The organism is Chitinophaga jiangningensis, from assembly GCF_900142605.1.
In the GTDB taxonomy this organism is placed as follows: domain Bacteria; phylum Bacteroidota; class Bacteroidia; order Chitinophagales; family Chitinophagaceae; genus Chitinophaga; species Chitinophaga jiangningensis.
In genome coordinates, this window is the sequence record NZ_FRBL01000008.1 from 129,894 (window position 1) to 153,959 (window position 24,066).

24 protein-coding genes are annotated in these 24,066 nt (G+C 48.3%); 19 read left to right on the plus strand and 5 right to left on the minus strand.

Annotated elements, in window-relative coordinates; genetic code table 11:
- Positions 1-2 precede the first annotated feature (2 nt).
- The 5 genes from BUB18_RS21200 to BUB18_RS21220 are packed head-to-tail and all read right to left on the minus strand — an operon-like array spanning position 3 to position 5,630.
- Positions 3-779: an ABC transporter ATP-binding protein gene (locus BUB18_RS21200; protein ID WP_083550427.1), complete on the minus strand. Its 777-nt coding sequence runs from the start codon at positions 777-779 to the stop codon at positions 3-5.
- Positions 779-1,786, minus strand: coding sequence for a FecCD family ABC transporter permease (locus BUB18_RS21205; protein ID WP_083550430.1), 1,008 nt, complete (start codon positions 1,784-1,786; stop codon positions 779-781). Before BUB18_RS21205 ends, BUB18_RS21200 begins: the two co-directional genes overlap by 1 nt.
- Complete coding sequence (locus tag BUB18_RS21210) at positions 1,783-2,472, minus strand: class I SAM-dependent methyltransferase (RefSeq protein WP_073084939.1); 690 nt, start codon at positions 2,470-2,472, stop codon at positions 1,783-1,785. Before BUB18_RS21210 ends, BUB18_RS21205 begins: the two co-directional genes overlap by 4 nt.
- Complete coding sequence (locus BUB18_RS21215; protein WP_083550434.1) at positions 2,469-3,470, minus strand: ABC transporter substrate-binding protein; 1,002 nt, start codon at positions 3,468-3,470, stop codon at positions 2,469-2,471. The genes BUB18_RS21210 and BUB18_RS21215 overlap by 4 nt, the downstream gene beginning before the upstream one ends.
- A gap of 9 nt (positions 3,471-3,479) precedes the next feature.
- Positions 3,480-5,630 (minus strand): TonB-dependent siderophore receptor, encoded by a 2,151-nt coding sequence (locus tag BUB18_RS21220; RefSeq protein WP_073084942.1) that lies wholly within the window; start codon positions 5,628-5,630, stop codon positions 3,480-3,482.
- Between the two features lie 355 nt (positions 5,631-5,985).
- On the opposite strand from BUB18_RS21220, the gene BUB18_RS29455 reads away from it, so the two are divergent.
- From BUB18_RS29455 to BUB18_RS21320, 19 genes are all read left to right on the plus strand, one after another.
- On the plus strand, positions 5,986-6,267 hold the full coding sequence (locus tag BUB18_RS29455) for a hypothetical protein (RefSeq protein ID WP_143160036.1): 282 nt from the start codon (positions 5,986-5,988) through the stop codon (positions 6,265-6,267).
- Positions 6,268-6,540: 273 nt separating this feature from the next.
- The gene (gene ureA, locus BUB18_RS21230; protein ID WP_073084946.1) at positions 6,541-6,846 is read left to right on the plus strand and encodes an urease subunit gamma; all 306 of its coding nucleotides are present in this window, start codon (positions 6,541-6,543) and stop codon (positions 6,844-6,846) included.
- Between the two features lie 33 nt (positions 6,847-6,879).
- Positions 6,880-7,251 (plus strand): urease subunit beta, encoded by a 372-nt coding sequence (gene ureB / locus BUB18_RS21235; RefSeq protein ID WP_073084948.1) that lies wholly within the window; start codon positions 6,880-6,882, stop codon positions 7,249-7,251.
- 43 nt (positions 7,252-7,294) lie between these two features.
- Entirely contained in the window at positions 7,295-9,151 is a 1,857-nt protein-coding gene (gene ureC, locus BUB18_RS21240; RefSeq protein ID WP_083550441.1) for an urease subunit alpha, read from the plus strand.
- Positions 9,152-9,163: 12 nt separating this feature from the next.
- A complete protein-coding gene (locus BUB18_RS21245; RefSeq protein ID WP_073084949.1) occupies positions 9,164-9,625 on the plus strand; it encodes an urease accessory protein UreE in 462 nt (153 codons plus the stop codon).
- Between the two features lie 3 nt (positions 9,626-9,628).
- Positions 9,629-10,315, plus strand: coding sequence for an urease accessory protein UreF (locus tag BUB18_RS21250; RefSeq protein WP_073084951.1), 687 nt, complete (start codon positions 9,629-9,631; stop codon positions 10,313-10,315).
- 25 nt (positions 10,316-10,340) lie between these two features.
- Positions 10,341-10,946, plus strand: coding sequence for an urease accessory protein UreG (gene ureG, locus BUB18_RS21255; protein ID WP_073084953.1), 606 nt, complete (start codon positions 10,341-10,343; stop codon positions 10,944-10,946).
- A 10-nt stretch (positions 10,947-10,956) separates the two neighbouring features.
- Entirely contained in the window at positions 10,957-11,874 is a 918-nt protein-coding gene (locus BUB18_RS21260) for an urease accessory protein UreD (RefSeq protein WP_073084955.1), read from the plus strand.
- A 7-nt stretch (positions 11,875-11,881) separates the two neighbouring features.
- Entirely contained in the window at positions 11,882-12,223 is a 342-nt protein-coding gene (locus BUB18_RS21265; RefSeq protein WP_073084957.1) for a hydrogenase maturation nickel metallochaperone HypA/HybF, read from the plus strand.
- 11 nt (positions 12,224-12,234) lie between these two features.
- A complete protein-coding gene (hypB, locus tag BUB18_RS21270; protein ID WP_073084959.1) occupies positions 12,235-12,942 on the plus strand; it encodes a hydrogenase nickel incorporation protein HypB in 708 nt (235 codons plus the stop codon).
- Between the two features lie 31 nt (positions 12,943-12,973).
- Positions 12,974-14,161, plus strand: coding sequence for a porin (locus BUB18_RS21275; protein WP_073084960.1), 1,188 nt, complete (start codon positions 12,974-12,976; stop codon positions 14,159-14,161).
- Positions 14,162-14,172: 11 nt separating this feature from the next.
- On the plus strand, positions 14,173-14,574 hold the full coding sequence (nikR, locus tag BUB18_RS21280) for a nickel-responsive transcriptional regulator NikR (RefSeq protein WP_073084962.1): 402 nt from the start codon (positions 14,173-14,175) through the stop codon (positions 14,572-14,574).
- Between the two features lie 250 nt (positions 14,575-14,824).
- Complete coding sequence (locus BUB18_RS21285; RefSeq protein ID WP_073084964.1) at positions 14,825-15,646, plus strand: AraC family transcriptional regulator; 822 nt, start codon at positions 14,825-14,827, stop codon at positions 15,644-15,646.
- 143 nt (positions 15,647-15,789) lie between these two features.
- Positions 15,790-17,154: a TolC family protein gene (locus tag BUB18_RS21290; protein WP_178372170.1), complete on the plus strand. Its 1,365-nt coding sequence runs from the start codon at positions 15,790-15,792 to the stop codon at positions 17,152-17,154.
- Between the two features lie 7 nt (positions 17,155-17,161).
- Positions 17,162-20,302, plus strand: a complete 3,141-nt coding sequence (locus tag BUB18_RS21295; protein ID WP_073084966.1) for an efflux RND transporter permease subunit — start codon at positions 17,162-17,164, stop codon at positions 20,300-20,302.
- Between the two features lie 9 nt (positions 20,303-20,311).
- Positions 20,312-21,394: an efflux RND transporter periplasmic adaptor subunit gene (locus BUB18_RS21300; protein ID WP_083550451.1), complete on the plus strand. Its 1,083-nt coding sequence runs from the start codon at positions 20,312-20,314 to the stop codon at positions 21,392-21,394.
- Between the two features lie 37 nt (positions 21,395-21,431).
- Complete coding sequence (locus BUB18_RS21305) at positions 21,432-22,313, plus strand: DMT family transporter (protein ID WP_073084970.1); 882 nt, start codon at positions 21,432-21,434, stop codon at positions 22,311-22,313.
- Positions 22,314-22,817: 504 nt separating this feature from the next.
- Complete coding sequence (locus tag BUB18_RS21315) at positions 22,818-23,354, plus strand: hypothetical protein (protein ID WP_073084973.1); 537 nt, start codon at positions 22,818-22,820, stop codon at positions 23,352-23,354.
- A 2-nt stretch (positions 23,355-23,356) separates the two neighbouring features.
- On the plus strand, positions 23,357-23,950 hold the full coding sequence (locus tag BUB18_RS21320; RefSeq protein WP_073084975.1) for a hypothetical protein: 594 nt from the start codon (positions 23,357-23,359) through the stop codon (positions 23,948-23,950).
- The last annotated feature ends 116 nt before the right edge of the window (positions 23,951-24,066 follow it).

Here is a 24,066-nt window from a genome sequence, read left to right on the forward strand (position 1 = left end):
AATTATTTTAACATACCCTCTCCCACCGGCAGCACGATTTTTAACCCCTCATGTGATATATGCAGGAAATCGGTATGGTACACCGCCTTCAGCATCTCCAGCTCCTGCTCTGCTGTACTCACCGCCGGCACTACCATTTTATCCAGCATAAAAAAGAAATCGTCCGCAAACTGGTAGGCCAGTGTGGGATTGTGCATGATCGCAATTACCGTTCGGCCTTCCTCCACAAATGCTTTCAGTTTGTTCATCAGAAAATGCTGGTAGTATACATCCAGGTGGTTGGTAGGCTCATCGAGGATAATGATTTCCGGGTCCTGCATGAGCAGGCGGCCTATCATCACCATTTGCTGCTCGCCGCCGGATAACTCGGGAAAGAGTTTTTGACGCAGGCGCTCCAACCCCAGCTCTGCCAGCACCTGCGTCACCAGTGCGCGGTCGCGCTTTGCGGGCGCAAAGCCGGAAAAGGCTGCGCGACCTGTCAGCAAAATATCTTCCACGGTAAACGGAAATACCGTTTGGTAAAACTGCGGCAGGTAACCTATCTGGCTGGCTCTTTGCTTATGTGTTAAGCTACGTACAGGCGTTCCCTTTATCTTCACGATGCCCTCATACCCGGATAGCAATCCCGTCATGGCTTTAAACAAAGTTGATTTTCCGCTGCCGTTCGTCCCCAGCAACACCGAAAACCGGTGCGCAGCAAAGCTCACATTCACCTCCCGCAGGATGGATTGCCTGCCATAGGAAAAACTCAGATCAGTAATATCAATCGCCTTTTCCATCAGTTCCAGTTTAATTTGTTTTTACGCATCAGGTATATAAAAAAGGGGCCTCCCAGCAGCATGGTGAAAATACCTACCGGTATCTCAAACGCAAACAGCGAACGGGAGAAATTATCGATCACCAGCAGGAAAGTGCCGCCAAGGAATATGCTGGCAGGTATCGCCTTACGGTTATCTGCCCCCAGCATCATCCGCACCATATGCGGCAGGAACAATCCGTAGAAACTGATCATTCCCACTGCTGCCACCGTAATGGCCGTCAGCAGGGTGGCACAGCCGATCAGTATCCATTTATCCAGGCCAGGGTTTACGCCGGTAGCCTTCGCGGCATCATCCCCCAGGGAGAGTATATTGAGTCGCCAGCGGTAGATGTATACCACTACCAGCCCCGCTATAACAGGCCCGTATACACGCTGCAACTCCTGCCAGGAGGCGGCATGCAGGTTACCCATCGTCCATTGCACAATCGCCTGCAACTTATAGGGGTTGCTGAGGTATTGCACAATGGCCAGGCCTGCGGCGAACATGCCTGAAATCACCATACCGGATAATACAATGCTGACGATGCCTGATCCGGAACGGGCCACCAGGTACGACATCCCCACCGCCAGTATACCGCCGGCAAAGGCAGCCAGACTCACCGGTATCAACACAAACGTCATCGCCAGCGCCGCCCCGAAAGCCGCCCCGGAAGAAATACCCAGCACATACGAATCTACCAGCGGGTTACGGAAAATCCCCTGTAACACCGACCCGGAAACAGACAACGCCGCGCCTACCAGAAATGTCATCAACACCCGCGGCAGCCGCACGTTATAGATAATGTTTTGGATCATCATCCAGCTCTCCGCCTCCGCGGCTGATAACGCTGGCGCAAAAACACTTTTGTACGCCAGCGCCAGTGCCGTACCCACATCCGCCTGACCGGTGGACCCAATAAAAAGCGAGATCAGGATCACCGGCACCGGCAGCGCGTAACAGATAATATAAACTATACTTTTTTTCAACGTAATGGCTTATATCCTTTCAATTCAAACAAACCGGAACTGCCATGCGGCAAGTGGAGTACCTGGTCTTCCGTGAAATCCGCCGAAACCCGCACAAACCCTACATCCTGCAGCACTTCCATATCCCTGGCAGGGCGCTGGTGCTTCGAAATATCGAGCTGGCTCTTTATCCGGTTGGCCTCTTCCATAATATCCGCCGGATATTTTTCGTGCCCTTCCTGACTGAACTGGCAGCCACCGAAGTCGCCATCGAAGTTGAGCAGCAGGCCACCGGGCTTTAATACTTTATAACACTGGCTGTAAAAACCTTTGATATCCGGGATAGTCCAGGTCATGAGGCGGGTAAATACCAGGTCGAACTGCTGCTCCGGGAAAATGAGCTCCTGGGCGTCCATTACGCGGTAGTCGATTTGTAAATTTAGCGAAGCCGAAACTGCTCTGGCCTCCGCAATCATGTTCGCTGAAATATCCGCTGCGGTAACGTCGTACCCTGCCAATGCCAGGATATTGGCGAAGTAACCGGAAGCGGTGCCCAGCTCCAGTACTTTGTTGCCCGACAACTGCGGTAACATCTCCCTAAAATAATGACCCCATTGTTGTGTTACCGGCTGGGTCCATGCCTCCTGCTTTTCTTCTCTCCAAATGGCGCTTTGCTTATCCCAGTAAGCTGAAATTTCCTGCATCATAATAATGTGATTAATTGGTTACCGGTACTCGTACCGTAATAAGTAATGATCATTTTTTTTACTGCTTCCAGGGAAGCAGCCGTATCTTGCCCGGTAGCCCATCCCTGAATACGAACCGCAGCTGTCAAGGATTTCAGGGTATGTGGGTTATAAAAAAACATGGGCATCAGGTTATAGATCGCTTTGTTTTTAATGGCGCTGATACCTGCCAGTTCATTTTTAGCATAAAACAAATCTGCCGGGTCGTTCCACATCACGATCATATCCGGGTTCCAGCTGATCAGCGTTTCTGCGTTGATGTTAGGCTGATCCACCGGCGCCGTGCATACATTGGTAACGCCTGCAAATTCCAGGCAGTCGTTCATCATGCTGTTACGCCCGGTGGTAGCGAAAATGCGGCCGTTGGCCCAGGAGAAATAGGCTTTCTTTTTTTCTGCTAAAGCAGAAGCGGCAGATTGCATGGTATCAAATTGCTGTTTGGTGTAAGCTATCAGCTCGCCGGCTCTATTACTGGCTCCAGTTAGTAATCCCACATCTTCCAGTTCTTTCAATACCTGTTCATACTTTTCCGACGATGCCAGGTATACCGCAATACCCATGGCCTGCAAGCTCTGGATGCTGCCTGCACTCATGTGCTGCGCTATCACGAGATCGGGCCGGAGTGCAAGTATGCTTTCCAGGTTAGCGGTTTCATTGGTGCCCGGTGTAGCCAGACTTTTATGCTTCACCCGTTCATCGATGAGGCTGTAAGGCACAAATAATTGCGGATCTGTATACGTTTCAGCGGGTATCCCCACCAGTTTATGCTGCATCTGTAGCATGTAAATAGCGTCCACCATGGGATCGAACAGACATACAATTTTTTCCGCCGGCTTTTGTAACGCGACTTTATTTCCCCGTACATCCGTTACCGTGATAGCTGCTGCTTCAGGCGAATGCTGGCTGCTGTTACATGCAGAGAGGTACAGGCCCATTAATAAAACAAATATTATTCTCATGAGATCAGGTTAAATGTTAACGGTAAGGGCACAACGAAAATTACGCGGAGCCGTTTGCACCCAGTAGTACATGTCGTTCCGCTTCCAGGCGGTGCTGTACAAATGCTCATCCAGGAGATTGTTGACAATCACGTTGATGCTAAATTTCTTCCTGGTGTAAGAGATACCGGCATCCAGCCGGAAGAAATCTTTCAGCGGTTCCTCATTGGTAGTGGTAAAGCGCTCCGCGCGGCCAGCCAGGTACTGATACCCTGCGGACACAGCGAACCCGGGCAACTTCGGTATTGGCAGGGCATAGTTCACCCAGGTATTCTGAATATGCTTTACCCGGTTGGGAGTGGCCATACCTACCATCTCCGGGTTTTTCTCATCTTTGGTAATATTCGATTCGGTAAAAGCGTAATTCACCACTATGTTCAGCCCCTTGGTGATCCGGCCCCTTACGTCCAGCTCTACCCCTTCTGACCTGTTTTCTCCCGTTTGATAAATAGCATTGGACACCGGGTCCCGAAGGATAGTACGCTGCCGGTAAATCTGGTAAACAGATAAAGTAGTATTCCAGGTACCATCGTACCAATCCTTTTTGATCCCCGCCTCGTAGCTCTTGCCTGTCAATGGTTTCAGGGGGCTACCATCATAAGCCACGCCCGCCTGTGGCAAATACGAATGGTCATATAACGCATACACGCTCATGGCAGGTAACAGCATATAGTTAAGGCCAACACGCGGCGTCACCACGAAATCGCTGGCAACAGTTTTAGTGCCGTACTGGTTAAAATCGGCGTTGGACTGCGTCATGCGTAAACCTGCATTCAACTTCAGTTTATCCGTTAACGATACTTCATCCATCACATAGGCGGAGAAATAATATAACCGGCCTTTTGTTTTATTTTTTTCTCCGGAGATGTCATTTTCAGATTCGAACGAGCCACCGATCCCATTGTTATTAATCACCTGGCTGTATACGGGATTTGAAATACTCAGGGGATATATGGTGCTGGCAGTTTCCCATGTATCAGTGGTGTTATTTCTTTTATCATTGAAATCTATTCCACCCGTAATAGCATGTTTGATCGCGCCGGTATTAAATTTACCCTGGATATAAGTTTGCACTGAAAAAGTATTATACCCTACCCCGTCGTACACATAATACCTGTTTAGGATATCAGGGTTATGATTATTTTTTCCATACACCCAAAAGATGCTCCCATTATATTCATTATTGATATTACTGATGCGGGAGGTCAGGTGCCAGTTATCATTAAACCGGTGTGCTGCCGTAAAGAAAACATTATGATCCTTTGCCCGGTAAGGTTTGGTATTGGGATCGGATATTGAAAAATTCCGTGGCAGGGTACCATAACCATACGGGGAGATCTGGGCTTCGCTCAGTAACATATAATTCATACCCTGATAGATATATTCGAGGGTAAAGGATGTTTTATTACCGGCCAGGTATTTTACGGCGGGTGCAATCAACAGACGGGTACCATTATCGAATTGCAGAAACCCTTTTGTACTCATGCCCATGAGGTTAAAACGGTATTGCCACTTTCCCTTTTCGTCCAACACGCCGCCCAGGTCAGCCTCAGCGCGGAAAAGGTCATAGCTGCCGGACATCATTTTAATAGTATTCTTTTTAATACCTGTCGGTTTTTTAGTGACGATATTATAGGAGCCGGCAGGATCACTCAGTGCCGTCATAAAACCTGCGGGGCCTTTCACAAATTCAATTGTTTCGATCATAGCGGCATCATCACCCAGTGGACCTTTTATTAATGGACGCAGGTCCACCCCGTTGCGTTGCGCATTGATGTATCCGCCGCGGGCATATATATCCGGTGATACTGCGTTATGTAATTCTTCGCGCATGGTACCGCTCACATTGCGGGTAACACTTTCAATTAAATTATATACCACCTGATCTTTCAGCACTTCCGAACTGATAATTTGTATGTTCTGTGGTGTTTCTATCAAGGGTGATTGCAGGCGTAAACCGGAAGATATTTTGCTAAGATTATATTTCTTATAGTATTTACTGGTCACTGTATGTTCATCCAGCATGCGCACTTTTAACGTGTCAGTTGATGCTGTTTCCTGTGCAGCAGCATGCAGGCCGGAAAAGGCCAATGCCGCCAGGGACAAAGTTCTCCTAAGCATATCGAAAAATAAATGGATAAATAAAATTGGCATTTGCAGAAGTCCGCGAGTCAACGGAGTGTAGCCATGTGCGCTAGTAGAAGTAGCAAGAATTTTATTTTCGTGACACGAAGGTCGTGTATTTTATGAGAACAAAAAATGTGATGCAGAAAAAAAATTAGAACGATATGTTAAAAGATCGATAACAATGCACAAATATTTTTACAACCTATTGTTGTTTAATAACTTTTTCCTACTTTCGCCGCAATTCATACGCAGTCATACTTCTATGCGGTTGCCAAAACAGACATATCAATTTATCCGCCGACTTTCTGCCATCCTCTCCATGCTGTTATTCACATGGGTGACTGTTAGTATGCCCGATATTTTAATCAAACAGGCAGAGCATAAAAAAACATATACTATTACCAAGGACACCACGGATGATGCTTACTCCAGCCTCAACGAAGAGCGCAATGGCCTCAACGAAGAACGGGTGGAAGAAGATACGCCGCTTTCTGAATTTCTAGTAGACAGGAAAGATCCTGTTACCATTATCCTTGAGCCAATTCAGCATGTTATGGGAGAAGATACCTTCTATTTAAATAACCACTCCCTTGAACTGATTACCCCGCCTCCGGAACGCCAGCTAATCTAAGCCTGCTTTTATTTTCGTTGCAATTGCGAATAACGTGTAGAAGACGTTGTTCCGTCCAACTATTGTCTATTATTTCTCTTTTTTATTACCAACAGCGTTTGATGATGCAGTCCACATAAGGCTGTTACCTGTTGCATTTATTATCATGTCCGTGATGGGCCACGTGTAAAAGCGTTGCCAGTTCAGCCTCGTTTGGCTGTCCCTGTCCTACCTGTGTCCTGCTACATAGGATTAGCACAACAGAATATTCAATCATAACAAAATACAATTACTATGCATCTAACCACCCGGGAAATTGAGAAGCTGTTATTACACCAGGCAGGAGAGCTTGCTGCCAAACGGCTAAAGCGCGGGGTGAAATTAAACTACCCGGAATGTATTGCTTACATCTCCAGTGAAATTATGGAACAGGCCAGGGATGGCAAAAAATCGGTGGCGGAACTGATGGAATGGGGCACCAAATTATTGTCCAGAAGTCAGGTCATGGAAGGCGTTCCGGAAATGATACACGACATCCAGATTGAAGCGCTGTTTCCGGATGGAAACAAACTGGTCACCGTGCACGACCCGATCCGATAACATCAATTGCTAAACCTGTTAAACGAAACTATAATGGTACCCGGAGAACTCATTCTGAAAAAAGAAGATATTATCTGCAATGCAAAAAAGAATACGGTGAGAATAGAAGTAAAAAATACGGGCGACCGTCCTATCCAGGTCGGTTCTCATTTTCACTTTTTTGAAGTAAACAAAGCGCTGGATTTCGACAGAAACCGTTCCTTCGGCATGCGACTCAACATCCCCGCCAGTACAGCAGTACGCTTTGAACCGGGAGAAAAAAAGATGGTGATCCTCGTGGAATACGGTGGCAAGAAAAATATCCATGGGTTCAACAATCTCACAGATGGTAATGCTGCCAGCAACACGGTTAAAACAGAAGCCATCGCCAAAGCGAAGAAGAACAATTTCAAAGGCGCCAAATAAGCTGCTGCGTTGAAATATTTCATTATGCATTAAATCAAAAAACATGTCCGACAATAAAGAAAAAAAAGGCTGGAACAGACGGGAATGGATCAAGATTGTGGGGGTAACCACCGCCGGATTAACGGTGATGGGCCTGAACAAAGCCTTTGCACAGAACAGTAATGAAGTAAGATTTGAGAACGGTAACTTATATATCAAACGCGAGAAATATGCTTCTCTCTTTGGCCCTACTACCGGCGACAGAATGCGCCTGGCCGATACAGAGCTGTTTATTGAGATAGAAAAGGATTACCAGGTGTATGGGGAAGAAAATAAATTCGGCGGTGGTAAAACCGTTCGTGACGGGATGGGACAATCCACTTCCACGATGGACAAAGACGCACTGGACCTCTGTATCCTCGGTGCTATCATCATCGATCACTGGGGTATTGTAAAAGCAGATATAGGTGTGAAAGACGGTAAAATCAAAGCCATCGGTAAAGCCGGTAACCCTGATACACAGGATGGTGTTACCCCGGGTATGATCATCGGCCCCGGTACGGAAGTACACGGCGGCTGGGGCTATATTGTTACCCCTGGCGGTATCGATACGCACATCCACTTCATCTGCCCTGAAATCATTGACACAGCACTGTATAGTGGCCTTACCACGCTGATTGGCGGCGGCGCCGGACCAAACGATGGCACCCTGGCCACTACCGTTACCTCCGGTAAATTCTTCATGGAAAAGATGCTGCAGGCCTCAGAGGAACTGCCTATCAACGTAGGCTTCTTTGGTAAGGGTAACGTATCCAACGAAGAAGCACAGGCGGAAATGATCAGGGCGGGAGCCCTGGGTATGAAAGTGCATGAGGACTGGGGAGCCACGCCATCCACCATTGATATGGCACTGCGTGTAGCCGACAAATACGATACACAGGTAGCCATTCACACGGATACCTTAAACGAAGCAGGCTACCTCGAAGATACCATTAAGGCGATCAACGGAAGAGTGATCCATACTTTCCATACAGAAGGTGCCGGCGGCGGACACGCACCGGACATCATCCAGATTGCAATGTTCCCGAACATCCTCCCATCTTCTACCAATCCTACCAAGCCCTATACCTATAATACCGTGGCAGAACACGTGGACATGCTGATGGTTTGCCACCACCTCAGCCCTGAAATCAAGGAAGACGTGGCCTTTGCCGATTCCCGTATCCGCCCTTCCACTATTGCTGCGGAAGACGTGCTGCATGACCTGGGCGTAATCAGTATGATGAGCTCCGACTCGCAGGCGATGGGTCGCGTGGGTGAAGTGATCACCCGCACCTGGCAAACGGCGCATAAAATGAAAGTACAGCGCGGCGCTCTACCGGAGGACAACAAGCAGGGCCACGACAACTTCAGGGTGAAAAGATACATGGCCAAATACACCATCAACCCGGCGAAAGCGCATGGTATCGATGAGTATGTAGGATCTATTGAGCCAGGCAAAATTGCCGACATGGTGATCTGGCGCCCTGAATTCTTTGGTATTAAACCGGAGATGATTTACAAATCAGGTATGATCGTGGCGTCGAAAATGGGTGACCCTAACGCGTCTATCCCTACGCCACAGCCGGTGCTGTACCGTAAAATGTATGGTGCCTATGGTGGCGCAACGGCCCAAACGAGCTACAATTTCGTTTCCAAAATATCCATAGAATCCGGCAACATCGCCAAACTTGGCCTGAAAAAGAAATCGCTGCCGGTGAAAGGATGCCGCACGGTGGGCAAGAAAGACATGATTCACAACAGTGCCATGCCTAAACTGGAGGTAGATCCGGAAACATATGTAGTAAAAGTAGACGGCAAAGTAGCCACCTGCGAGCCTTTGAAAGTATTACCACTGGCACAGCGTTACCTGCTGTTCTAAAAAAATATAGCGATGATCATTATTGAAGCAGTGTTGAATAGTCCGGCTACCGGAAACAGAACCAGAGACGTTTTTGAAATTGAATGGTACGAAACTGCCAAAACAATAATCAGGCGCCCTACCCTGTCAGGGATGGAAATAGTGATCAGGAAACACAATCGCGTTCCGCTGGCCGATGGCGACATCCTTTGGATGGACGACGAGAAATACATTGAGCTGGTGATAAAACCCTGCGAGTGTATTGTGTTTACACCAAAAACGCTGAAAGAAATGGGGATTATTTGTTTTGAGATCGGCAACAAACATATCCCCATTTACATCGACGATGCAAACAATGTAAGTGTGGCGTATGAGTCGCCCCTGTACATGCAGTTACTGAGAGCCGGTTATGAGCCCCGCATTGAAGCGCGCAAGTTATTGCAGACGCACATGCTAAGGGCTCATGGCCATGGCCATAACGATGCAAATAATTAACGTATGCAGAAACTATTAACACTGTTGCAGGTAAACGATTCCATGTTTCCCATCGGCAGCTTTACGCATTCCTATGGGCTGGAATCCTACGTGAACGCGGGGATTGTACATGATAATGCTTCTGCTGCTGAATATGCCCGCACCATGCTCGAGCACAGCATCTACTACAACGATGCCGCCTTCCTGTACAAAACACTGGCCCTGGCCGGCGGCAAAAAAGGATGGGATCAGCTAACGGAGCTGGATACACTGGTGACCGCATTAAAGGCTCCCTATGAAATCAGGGATGCCAGTAAAAAGCTGGCCATCCGCTTCCTGAAACTGGCCAATGAACTGAAGGTATATCCCATCTGCAAAAAGTACGCGGAAGCCATCCAGACGGAGGCACTGCACGGGCATTACGCCATCGCCTTTGGCTTATACGTAAAGGCGGCAGGCATCACTACGGAGGATGCGCTAAGTGCATTTTACTACAATACGCTGAACGGTATCATCACCAATTGTGCTAAAACGGTGCCTATCAGTCAAACCGCAGGACAGAAGATTCTGTTCCTGCTGCAGCCGGTAATTACCAAGCTGGTGAACAAACAAAAAGACATGGACGAGCAGCAGCTGGGCTTGTGCTGTATAGGTCAGGAAATAAAGTGTATGCAACACGAAAAACTGTATACCCGCATTTACATCTCCTGATCCTCAAACTTTAAATTCTTGTGAAATGAAATATGTAAAAATAGGGGTAGCCGGCCCCGTAGGTTCCGGAAAAACAGCTTTGATCGAAGCACTCACACGTGTAATGAGCGATGACTACAGCATTTGCGTAGTTACCAATGATATATATACGAAAGAAGATGCGCAGTTCATGATTAAAAACTCCAAACTGCCTGCGGAAAGAATCCGCGGTGTGGAAACCGGCGGATGCCCGCATACGGCTATCCGGGAGGATGCTTCCATGAACCTGGAAGCAGTGGAAGAACTGGTAAAGCTGCATCCTGATACGCAGATTGTATTTATTGAAAGCGGGGGCGATAACCTGGCAGCAACGTTTAGTCCTGATCTGGCTGATGTAACCATTTTCGTAATCGACGTGGCGGAGGGAGAGAAAATACCTCGCAAAGGCGGCCCTGGTATTACCCGCTCGGATCTGCTGCTGATCAACAAAATAGACCTCGCACCTTACGTAGGCGCCAGCCTGGAAGTAATGGAAAGGGACGCCAAAAAAATGCGCGGAGAAAAACCTTTCCTGAAAACAAACATCCGTGAAAAGCAGGGACTGAACGATGTGATTAGCTGGATTAAGAAATACGCATTACTCGAAGCATAATATATAGCCAATGATAAATAGGGATAATTCACTGACGAGCAGGGTTGACATTAGCTGCAAGCGGGAGGGCTCGAAAACCCTGCTGGTGAACAGTTATTTTGACATTCCCTATAAAGTGGTGCACTACGGCTCCAAGCTCCTGCACGACCACCTGGAGGTAATGCTGATGTGTTACTCACCGGGGGTGATGGACGGCGATACATTGGAAGTAACGGTGCACTCCCCTGCCCACACGGAAATGAAGCTGTTTACACAGTCGTTCAACAAAGTGCACCCGATGAAAAAAGGTGCCTCCCAGTTGATGCATGTAAAAGTAGATGAGCACGCCCTGTTGCAATACCTGCCGATGCCCACCATCCCTTTCAAAAACGCCATATTTCATATGGAGAACCTGATTGACGTGGCGCCTGCAGGACATCTGATATGGGGAGATATTATTGGTGGTGGCCGTATTCATTCCGGGGAGCGGTTTGAGTTTACGCGCTTGCATAGCCAAACAAAAGTATACTGCGGAGGCAAACTGATTTTCTTTGATAACCAGTTGATGGAGCCAGGGAAGCAGCCAATGGAGCGTATGTTGTTCATGGAAGGGCATACGCACCAGGGGACCTTATTGATTGTGTCTGATTACGCCAAAGCATTTAAAGAAGAACTGGACGAAGTGCTCACCGAGCAGTTTGTAGACATGAGCTACGGGTTTACCCTGTGTGGTAAAAATGCACTGCTGATACGTGCGCTGGGCGAAAGCGGGGAAGCGATGCATGAGTGGCTGTCCAACATCGGGGATATGTGCTGGAGCTTTATCCGGCACCATACAGAAGCGGTGGAGCCAGTGCCTGTAGCTGTACCAAAGAAAGCAGTGGTAAAAAAGAAAACAACACCGGCTACCAAAAAGCGGACAGCGAAGAAGGTAGTCGCAGAAAAATAAACAGTTTATGCATGAAGTGCCAATAGTCAGGGATATTGTAAATACGCTGCAGGAGCAGCATCCGGATAAGTTCGACCGCATCACGAAGGTGCAGGTACAAGCCGGGCTGCTATGTAACGTACAACCCATCCTGATTCAGAATGCATTTGAAGCGCTGATACGCGATGAGCCGCAATTGGCACACATAGACCTGGAAGTAGTGCTGTTACCGATCATAGCGTACTGCGAAAGCTGCGAACAGCAGTTTGAAGTGATCCGCCACAAGTTTGTATGTGGCTGTGGTACGCCTTCCAGGAAAATTGTGCAGGGCGAAGAACTCCGCATCAGCAAAGTTGAATTTCTCACTTAAAAATCACGATCATGATTGATACAAAACCTAAAAGTAACAGAATGCCTGCCGGTTCCGTGCAGTGTGATAACACCACTCTGAACCTCTTAAAGGCCAACGATTTTGTTGCCAAAGCGATTAAAGATAAAGTGCCGGATGTTTTAATCATCAATATTTGTTCTTCACCGGGAAGCGGCAAAACCACGCTGCTGCAGGAAACCGGGAGGCGACTGCGGGATAAGCTGAGTATAGCCGTACTCGTTGGGGACCCTGAAACAGAAAGAGATGCCGTACGACTGCGCGATGTGGGCATTAACGCATTGCAGATCGTAACCGGCGGCATGTGCCATATTGAAGCGCAGATGATTTACCAGGCGCTGGATCATATCGACCTTACGCATGTGGACCTGCTGATTATAGAGAACGTAGGAAATCTCGTATGTCCGTCCGCGTTTGACCTGGGCGAAGATTACCGCGTAACCCTGCTTGCTTCCACAGAAGGCGATGATAAGCCGAAGAAATATCCACGCATGTTCCTGACCAGTGAGCTGATGCTGGTATCCAAGGCGGACCTGCTGCCTTACGTACCTTTTTCAGTAGAAGCGGCGGTGAAAGACGCGCGTGAGGTAAACCCCGATTTATCTGCCATACAGGTGAGCACCCTGAGTGGCGAAGGTATTGATGAATGGTGCAACTGGCTGGAGGAAAAAGTAAAGGAGAAAAAGGCACGGAAACAATAAGCTTTTGCTCCTAAAAATCTGAATCTGATATATGAAATTGAAACTCTTTCTGACTATAAACTTTATTTGCTCCTCAGGTTACCTGTTTGCCCAAACAGCACCTGCCGGTGATACTACTTCGCTGTTAATAACAAACAAACCACCGCTGCTGCAAAATGTACACATGAATGTTTTGTTACGCAGCTCGCTGGAAATTCCGGATGGGGACAAACCATCGTCTCTGCGACTCAATGAAGCCCGTCTTGAGTTTATGGGCACGATCGTCCCCGATCTGGATTTCAGAATCCGGTACCGGCTGAACCGCTCGCAGGCGCAGCGGGACCTCGACAACGCGCCGGGCTCACTGGATCACGCTTCGGTTAACTATAAGTTTGGCAGCCAGAAGAAATGGTCCATCAACGTAGGTAAGCAGGCGGCATATGTAGGCAACTGGGAGTTTGAAACCAACCCTACGTATGAGTACCAGTACTCGGATTTTGTGAACTATCAGACTAACCTGTTTTTGATGGGGATGCGGTTAGGGTACCAGGCGAATAAAAACCATGGTTTCTTTTTACAGCTGCACAATACCTACAACAACAGTTTTACCACTACGTATAACAATGCCGGTTATGCACCGGATGGATTAAAAAGTGCCAAACACCCGATGGGCGTGTATGCGAGCTGGTTAGGAAAACTGTTTGATCAGAAATTGCATACTTTCTGGAGTTACGACATTTCGCAGTATGCCTCCGGCAAAACCAATCATGCCGTAGCATTGGGTAATAAACTCGTGCTGAAAAAGCTGAAAGGTTACCTGGACCTGCAATGGGCATCAATGCCGGTGGATTATGTAAACATTGCCTCCCCATCAGTAAACAAGTATCAGCAGGGGCTGAATCCGGCGTATACGCCGGGCTTTGCGCGGGACATTAATTATAAAGGCGCGGTGCTGCGACTGGATTATGAGTTTGTGCCCGGCTGGTTTATTACTACCAAGGGGATTTATGAAACATCCAGTCAAACAAAGGGCAACAGCGCGATAGGAAAAAATTTCAGGCAGAACATTGGTGTGCTGGCAGGCTTTGAATACAAGCCTATTGCGAGTCAGAACATGAAGTTGTTTGGGTATTACTATAACAACCAGGTGAAGTACAGGAATGCGATAGCGGACGCTAATGAGCCACAGCGTTCCAGTTTGTTTGCCATCGGTGTGCTGTACCTGGTGAATGCATTCTAAGTTATCAGTTTATGAAAGTTGTAAGATTTGGTGTTTCCGTAGAAAAAAATGTATTGGAGCTGTTGGATAATTATATGGAGGACAACCAGTTTCCCAACCGGTCGCAGGCTATCCGGCACCTGATCCAGCGGATTGAGGTGGAAAAGCAGTGGCAGTCGGATGAGGTGGTGGGAGGTTCCATCACCTTACTGTTTGACCATCATAAGCGCGATCTGCTGGATAAGATCACGGACATTCAGCATGATTACCATGATCTGATTCTGTGTTCCCAGCACATCCATCTGGACCACGACAACTGCATGGAAATTATTGCCGTGAAGGGCAAGGCTTCGCTGCTAAAGCAGCTGGCCAATGCTTTGACAGCGGTAAAGGGTATTATACATGGTGAATTATCAATGACGAAGATTAGTTAAAGGTTCGATAGTAAGGAGAAGATGAAGCACAGGGTGTCCCAGGGGTTACGGGGCACCCTATTTTTGTTTTTTAGGGAGATGTAAGTGCTGCATTGTAAACTGGCTCAATAGCATTCCAATGGCTGAAGGGAGTGACACAACGGCGGCTGAACAGGGGACCGAAAGCTGGTCCACCCAATAACATTCAAAATAATAGCACTACCTGGATACCACTAAAACTTTGTAAATTGATGCCGAGCACCTGACTTATATGACAAATAATCTTCAAGTAAAAGACAAGAGTGAATCCGGCAAATCCATTAAGATTTCCCCTTTCAGAAAAGAGATCAGGAAAACGATTCCCCATAAGCATAATAGTTACTTCGAGATCATTTACCTGTCGCAGGGTAGCGGGCTTCACTTTATTGATTCCCGCAAATTTGAACTGGCGCCACCGGTGATGTACCTGGTGAGGAAAGACCAGGTGCATTACTGGGAGCTCGACAGCGAGCCGGATGGGTTTGTGGTAATTATTAAAAAAGCGTTTATTGATGAGAGTGCGGACGTTGAGTTAAAGTCGCTGTTTATGCAACTGAGTAAGGAAAGTTGCATAAACATTAAAGACCACCACACCACTAATGCCCTGCTGGAATTATTAACGGCCACGAATAAACGGACCGGTGAACATGCTACCCATATGACGCAGGGACTGTTAAAAGCGCTGCTGGCACATGTTTTGGAAGATGTCATTCCTTTCACCGGCAAAGTGCAGCTCACTGCTAACCTGTACCAGTCTTTCCTGGCCCTGCTGGGCACAGGGCAGACCGTTAAAAACAAGGTGCAGTATTATGCAGCGCTGCTGGGCACCTCCCCTCAAAACCTGAATGCCGCTTGCCGCAAGGCCGTGGATCAGTCGGCCGAGGAGGTACTGTCTGAATTTATTATGAGTGAAGCCAAACGATTGTTACTGTATACCGATAACACGATCGCTGAGATTTCTTTCCTACTGGATTTTAATGACCCTTCTCATTTTGTAAAGTACTTCAAACGAAAAAGCGAACAAACGCCACTCTCCTTCCGGAAGAATAGCTAATGCTATATTAACCCCCTCATATTTTCAAATGTACCATAAAACGGCGGTGGTATTTACCATATTTGCGCTGACAACAGTGAGCAGGCAGGATGTATAGCTAAGCCTGCACCAGTAAGGTTTTTAAACAAGCAAATATGTATCGCATGCCGTCAAGGCTACTCCTATGTATCGCCGCGCTGTTAATGAGCACGCAGCTGGCGCTTTCGCAATTACCTGCACACACTTCCCTGAAGGAGCTGCTGCAGTTGGCTACCACCAATTACCCCCTGTTAAAATCCAGAGAATGGGAAGTGAAGGCTGCGCAAAAAGCAGTGGCCACCAGTAAACAAACGCTGATACCTTCGCTGGACGCGGCCTACCAGGTAAATTACGCTACGTACAATAATATCACGGGCATGGCTGCGCCGCAGTTTTTTGTTCCTATCAGTGGGCCGCCATCAGCTACCAATCAGTATGATGGGGTATTCGGCAGTGCCACCAGCCTGTTGCTCAACTGGCAGCCGCTGACTTTCGGGCAGCGCAACTCCCAGGTGGACCTGGCAAAGGCCGGAGAACAATATGCCAGAGCGGATGCCGGCAATGAAATTTTCCGGCACCAGGTGCGGGTGATCAACGCCTACCTCGATGTATTGGTAGCCGCCGAACTGGAAACTGTATACCAGGAAAACCTGGTCCGTACGGAGGCCAATTTATCCGTGGTGCGCACGCTGGTGGTGACTGGCATTAAACCCGGTGTAGATACCGCCTTACTGAAAGCTGAGATGTCAAAAGCAAGAGTGGAATTGCTGAACAGCCGCAAATCCAGGGAGCAGGCGATGATTACGCTTGCCGCGTTAGTGGTAACGGAGCGTTTGCCGGCAGTAAATGACAGCAGTTATTTCACCAGGCTGCCTTCCGCCTTTGTGCCAGCGGATACGGCAGGAAATCCATTACTGGCCTTATATGATTCCAATATTGAACTGAGCAAAGCCCGCAAAAAAGTGCTGGGTAAAACTGCTATGCCTACATTGGGTATGTGGGGTACGGCCTATGCGCGCGGCTCTGGCATTGATTACGCCGGCCATGTGCAATCCACGGACGGACTTGCCTTTCAACGGTACAACTACGGCGTGGGCTTACAATTGAGCATTCCTATTTTGCAGTTTGCAAAAGTAAGATCGCAGGTGCAGCAGCAGGATTACCTGATCAGATCCAACGAGGAAAAGCTGCAGGAAATTAGCCTGCAGCTAAGGCAGCAATACGAGCTGGCTGACACCACGCTCAGTACGGCCTTGCTCATTTCAAAGGAAACCCCGTTGTATTATGAATCTGCCGATTTTTCCTATAAGGCTATGCAGTCGCGCTACCAATCCGGGCTGGCCAACTTTGCAGATTTGATGCAGGCACAATATGCGCTGGTAAAGGCATCGGCCGATAATAAAACAGCGTATATGGCAGTATGGAAAGCGCTGTTGTATAAAGCCGCCGTAACCGGGGATCTCAATTTATTCTTAAATCAGGTTAATTAGCAAGGTTATGATCCGATTAATATCAATGGCGCTACGTAAGCCATTGACCATAGTGGTAGCTTTTATCGGCATTATCTTTTTTTCATGGCTCAGCATACGGAACATGAAGATCGATATCTTCCCTAAAATGGGCCTGCCTACTATTTATGTAGCACAGCCCTATGGGGGGCTTTCACCGGAACAGATGGAGGGGTTTATCACCTCCTACTATGAATATCATTTCCTGTATGTGACCGGGGTAAAGTTCGTGGAATCTAAATCCATCCAGGGGGCTGCCATAATCAAGATACAGTTCAATGAAGGCACGGATATGAGTCAGGCCATGGGTGAAGTGGTAGGATATGTAAACCGCTCGCGCGCCTTTATGCCGCCGGGAACGGTGCCGCCTTTCGTGACCCGATTTGATGCCGGCAGTGTGCCCGTGGGGCAGCTGGTGTTTACTTCCGAAACCCGCTCCCTGGGCGAGATACAGGACCTGGCCTTATTCAAGGTACGACCAATGTTTTCTACCCTGCCGGGCGTGTCCGCTCCTCCCCCTTTTGGTGGCAACCAGAAAACGGTGATCATTAAAGTAGATCCGGAGAAGATCCGGAATTACCACCTCTCACCAGATGCGGTGGTACAGGCATTGGCAAAATCCAACAGCATCACTCCTGCGGGAAATATCCGGGAAGGGGATCAAACGCTGATCACCTCACAGAATGCCGTAGTAGAGCAGGTAAAGGAATTGGAAAACGTGCCGCTGCAGTTAGGTGCTGGTCCGGCGGTGTATATCCGTGATATCGGCAATGTGGAGCTGGGGGCCGATGTCACTACCAGTTATGCACTCATTAACGGCAAGCGTTCCGTATATATTCCCGTAACAAAACGTGCGGATGCTGCCACCTGGGACGTGGTGCAGCGGGTGAAGGCAGCATTGCCGGACATGCAGGCAGCAGTGCCGGACGATATCAAAGTTTCCTATACGTTTGACCAGTCGGGTTATGTAATCAATTCATTGAAAAGTCTGACGACAGAAGGTATCCTCGGTGCGTTGCTGACAGGCCTGATGGTGTTGCTGTTTTTGCAGGACCTGCGCGGGGCACTCATCGTGGTGATTACCATTCCGCTGGCTTTATTATCCGCCATTATCTGTTTGAAATTATTCGGGCAGACGTTAAACGTCATGACGCTCGGCGGCCTCGCACTGGCCATAGGCATCCTGGTGGATGAATCTACGGTTACGATTGAAAATATACATCATCACCAGGAGTTGGGGAAACCGAAGGCCAGGGCCATATGGGATGCCTGTCGCGAGATAGCGCTGCCTAAATTACTCATCCTGTTATGTGTGCTGGCGGTATTTGTACCGGCACTTTTTATGACCGGTATACCCGGTGCAATGTTCCTGCCTTTGTCGCTGGCGGTAGGCTTTGCGATGATTGCTTCGTTTATACTGTCTCAAACGCTGGTGCCGGTATTCTCTTTCTGGTTACTGAAAGATAAGGCTGTACATAGTTCCCCCAGATTTAACCAGTGGCGTGTGCGCTATGAAGCATGGTTGAAGGGCTTTGTAAAAAATGCTACCTGGGCGAGTCTCTTGTATTTACTGTTAACCGTTGCCGGTACGGTGGCCGGGTTTTATTTATTGGGGACAGATATATTTCCTAAAACAGATACCGGCCAGGCGCAGGTAAGACTGCGGCTACCTGCGGGCACACGCGTGGAGAGGACGGAAGCGGCCACGCAGCGACTATTGCACCTGGCGGATAGTATTGCCGGCAACCAGGTAGAAATTAGTTCTGCCTTTGTGGGCGTGCAGCCTTCCAGTTACCCGGTGAACCTGATCCACCTGTGGACGAGTGGCCCGCATGAATCTGTCACTAAAATAAAGTTGACACATGGTGCTGACATAGCTATTGAGGATTTCAAGGAGTCGCTGCGGGCGGCGGTCAAAAAGGAGATGCCGGCGGCCACCTTATCCTTTGAGCCGGGTGATATAGTAGAGCAGGTGATAAACATGGGCACCGCTAACCCGATTGAAATTGCGGTGATGGGGAAAAATCTTTCCCAAAGCAGCAAGGTGGCTTCGGCGTTACATCAAAAGCTGCAGGCTATTTCATACCTCCGTGATGTACAGATTGCCACCCCGTTAGCCTATCCGGGGGTGAAGTTAAATATTGACCGTGTAAAGGCGGGGCAGCTGGGGCTGACGGTGGATCAGGTGAGTAAGTCGCTGGTGGCGGCAACTTCTTCCAGTCGCTTTACGCAGCCTAACTACTGGCTCGACAAAAACACCGGCACGGCCTACCAGGTACAGGTGGAGTATCCGCAGTACCGCATGAACAGCGCCGATGCCCTGGGATTGGTGCCGGTGACGGCAGGCAGCGGTAACCCGGTGTACCTGCGGGATGTAACCACGATGCAGCCGACTGTGTCGCCTGGTGAATATGATCGAATCAACCAGCAGCGGTTCATTACCATTACGGCTAATATTCATGATAAGGATGCAGGCACGGCGGTGAAGGCGGTAAAGCAGGCGATTGCTTCCTTAGGGGAACTGCCACAGGGTGTTAAAATTATGTTGCGCGGTCAGGCGGACCTGCTCACGCAAACCATGAGTGAGCTGGCAACCGGGCTGTTGATTGCGATTGTGGTGATCTTTTTACTACTGACGGTAAACTTCCAGTCTTTCCGTTTATCCCTGGCCGTTATAGCGGTGGTGCCGGCAGTTATTGCCGGGGCGTTGTTGCTGTTGCTGCTAACCGGGCAATCGTTGAATATACAGTCGTACATGGGTACCATCATGGCGGTGGGTGTGGCGGTGGCCAATGCTATTTTGCTGGTCACTAACGGAGAGCAGTACCGGCAACAAGCCATTGACGGCTTTGCTGCTGCCGGTGCCGGTAATCGTTTAAGGCCGATATTAATGACCAGTATGGCAATGATTGCGGGGATGATCCCTATGGCCATCGGCCTGGGTGAGGGTGGTGATCAAATGGCTCCTTTAGGCATTGCGGTGATAGGCGGGCTGCTGCTTTCTACGATCAGCACCCTGCTGTTTTTACCCCCTATATACAACAGTTTGGCCGGTAAAAAGGCCTACCATGCTCCTTCGCTGCATCCTGACGACCAGGACAGTCCTTATTATGAATCAACAAATAATTAATTTTCCATCATGAGATTCCTTTATTCTATCATAGGTATTGTATCACTGACGGCATGCGGGCAGCGGCATAACAAGCAGGAAGCTGCGAAGAAAGCAGGGCCGGATTCCGCTGTGGTTTTTCTGTTGCATAAGGATAGTATTAACAAGCAGCTGAGTTTTCCGGCGGAATTAATTCCATTGGAAAGGGCGGAGCTGTTTGCTAAAGTAAGCGGGTATGTAGGGTCATTAAAGGTAGACATTGGTGACAAGGTGAGTAAAGGGCAGCTACTGGCGGTATTGGAAGCGCCGGAAGCCGCAGCCAGCTATGCGCAGGCCAATGCGGATGTGCAGTCGGCCAGATCCAGTTACCTGGGCAGCCTGGACGCCTATACGCGGATTGTAAACGCCTCGAAGGTAGCCGGCACCATTGCTGCCGGAGAGCTGGAAAAAGCACGGACGCTGATGATGGCGGACAGTGCGGCGTTGAATGCTGCCAGGTCCAAAACGGCGGCCTTTGCACAGCTGAAAGATTACCTGAGTATCCGCGCGCCTTTTAACGGCATTATTACCCAGCGCAATGTAGACCCTGGTACTTTGGTGAGTGCGGGTAATGCCAGTCCTATGCTGGTGGTAGAGAATATAAGTACGCTTCGTTTGCGCGTGCCCGTGCCGGAGTCGTTTACAGCAGCCGATGCTGCAACACCGGTGATCAACTTTACCGTGGATGCGCAGCCGGATGTAACGTATCAGGCGCGCTTGTCGCGTAAGGCGGGTGCTATAAACCAGGCTAACCGCACGGAAACCTGGGAGTATCTTTATACAAACAGTAATGGTCAGTTGAAATCGGGCATGTTTGCCAATGCTGTATTGCAGCTGGGACGGAAAGCACCCGGCTTCCTGGTACCGGCATCGGCGGTGGCTACCAACCTGGAAAAGCGTTTTATCATCCGTTTGAAAGATGGAAAGGCGGAGTGGGTGGATGTGCGCAGTGGCATTAACCTGGGAGATAAGCTGGAGATATTTGGCGGGCTGACCGAGGGCGATACGCTGCTGCTGCGGGCTACGGACGAGGTGAAGGCAGGAACACCGTTAGTGCCGAAGGTAAAGCAGTGAAGATGAATTATCTTAGCTGCCTTATTGAGAAGTATTAATGAGTAAGAAGCAGCTGTATTTAATATTGTTAATCATAGGCACTGCCTTTTGGGGCATTGCCTATTCCGTTACTAAACTAGCCATCAGGGAGGCAACGCCTTCTACCTTTCTGTTTTACCGTTTTGTGGGTGCCACGCTGGTGCTGGCACTGCTTTTCAGGCCGCGCATCAGCATGGCAGCGGTGGGCACCGGCATTCGTTTAGGCTTGCCGTTAGTAGCAGGCACCGTGCTGGTTACCATTGGGATTAAGCATACTTCGGCTTCTCAGGCTGCGTTTGTGCTGGGCATTGTGGTGGTGATGGTGCCGTTGTTTAAGTTGCTGCTGTTTCGGGCGGCCATGCCTTTTAAGGCGTGGGCATCGGCTTTTATGGCGCTGGTGGGTTTATTTATCATTTGTATTAAGGGAGCATTCAGGGTATCTGCGGGGGATTTGTATAGTATTGGCAGCGCGGTAAGCTTTAGCTTATACCTGCTGTCGGTGGAGCGCGCAGCTGCAAAGGCTGACATCATAACTTCCATCGTACCCATGTTTGCTACCTGCGCGGTGGTAACGGGCTGCATGGCGCTCTTTGACCACAGCGCCACCTGGTTGCCGGCGAGTCCGGGCTTCTGGGCCTGTGTGGCTTACTGTGCCCTGTTTTCCACCGCCTACATGTATACCGTTTCCAATATGGCGCAAAAATATATCAGCGCCGAAAAGGTGGCGGTGATATATCTGTTTGAGCCGGTGTTTGGTGCGCTGGCGGCGTATTATATGCTGGATGAGGAGTTGTCGTGGCGCTTGCTGCTGGGCGGTGGGTTGATATTTGTGGCGACGCTGATGTCGGAGATGGATATCAGGAAAAAGGCGGTTGTTTATTTGCAGGAGCGGGATAAGTAGGTGCTTTGTGAAATGCGATGCTTAGGGTATTGTTTGTTCATAACAAGGGGTTGGTGATGAAAAATATAACCTGTATTTGAATCGTTTACCTGGAAGGGTACCTCGGAAAGAATAAAAATCGTGTCATTCCGGACGGTGTCAATTCCAAGTATAAAGTCACCTTCTATTGCAGCGGTATTCCTGTCTAAGCAACATGCGCAATGGCCGACGGCCATATAGGAGTAACTGCTTTCATGAAACATGTCCGCATATTTATACCAGTACAAAACTTTATCTTTTGCTAACACAAGCGAATCAACCATTACTCTGGTGTCTTCGTCTTCCATGGATGCGCGTATGGTGCGGGAACATATGAACCCTGCTGTGATTATGCAAAGGAGGAAAATGATTAATATGGTGGTTATGCGATTGAATATTTTCATTTTCAGTTATCTATCTGGTAAAATAACAATACAAATTTGAAAACAGAATTTTTATACATTTACCCCTGCCGAATCTGTATCAATGGAAGAGCGTTTATTAGCTGAAAAAATCTGCAGTGGGTTTACTGTGCTGAGCATTGATCCATCCCAGGGCGAGTTTTGGATGAAGCCTGCCTGGAAATTCGCCTATTATAACGCCGCAAAAAAAGAACAAAATGGATCGGTGGAAATTTATCCAGCCAGGTATGAATCATATTTAGTGGCAGCATTAGCATCTATCATGACAATTATGGCGCTGGTATTAAAAGCATATACTCCTGCACTCGTGGGAATTTCAATTGTAGTAATCATACTACTGCTGACAAAACTTATCCCCCGTAAAAAAATGATTTTTGATAAGGCGGGCATTAAGATACCAGGCAATGAGTTTAAGTGGAGCGATTTCGACGGTGCTTATATTGCAATGCTGGCTATCGGGAAACAGAGGCATGCCATGCTGGTGCTCGCGAAAGGTGATGAACCCGCTGTGTACATTAACATTTCCCACTATATAGATGTAAGTAAGGTTGCCACGCCGGTACGCGATTTTCAGCCAGCATCGTACAAAGTGAGATTATAACTATGAAAGAGAGCAAACTATACCAAACGATTAAAAAAGACTTTAAAGCAGCTGGATTTACTTTTAACGAGTATAATTTTGACCTGAAACCGGCATGGAGGTTTGCATTCTACAACTCCGAAGAAACAATCCGAAACGAGGAGGAGATATTTCGCACCTATAATCCCACCATGTACCTTTTAATCGGATTCCCAGCTGTGTTTACGGTGTTTTCCCTGCTAATGGGAGAATTTAAGGTTGCTTATGCCGTTGCGGTTGCTACGGCGATTGCTGCACTGATAGCACAATTGATAATAAAGCATTACGACCTTGACACACCTAAAATATTAGTAATAAATAAAGAGGGTGTCCGGACGGCAGAGAAACAGTACAGATGGGAAGACTATGAATTAGCCTATATCGCACTTATACCTCTTCACAGGAGGAATATCACACTTATACCTCTTCACAGATGGAAACAACAGCATGCGCAGCTGATATTAATACAAAACGATGAACCAGCAGCATATATCGACGTTTCCTATTGGGATATTGCTAGAGTAGCGGCTTTGATAAAGCATTTTCAGCCACCGGGGTATAAGCAAGGGCTATTATAAAATACTACAATTATATTGCTGTTTTACTACACTATTATCTAGCGGCGTAGTAGGCGCCATGCAGGCGTCTACTCAGTAAAAGCTTCGCTTCAATCTTCGCAAAAAAATTTCGTATA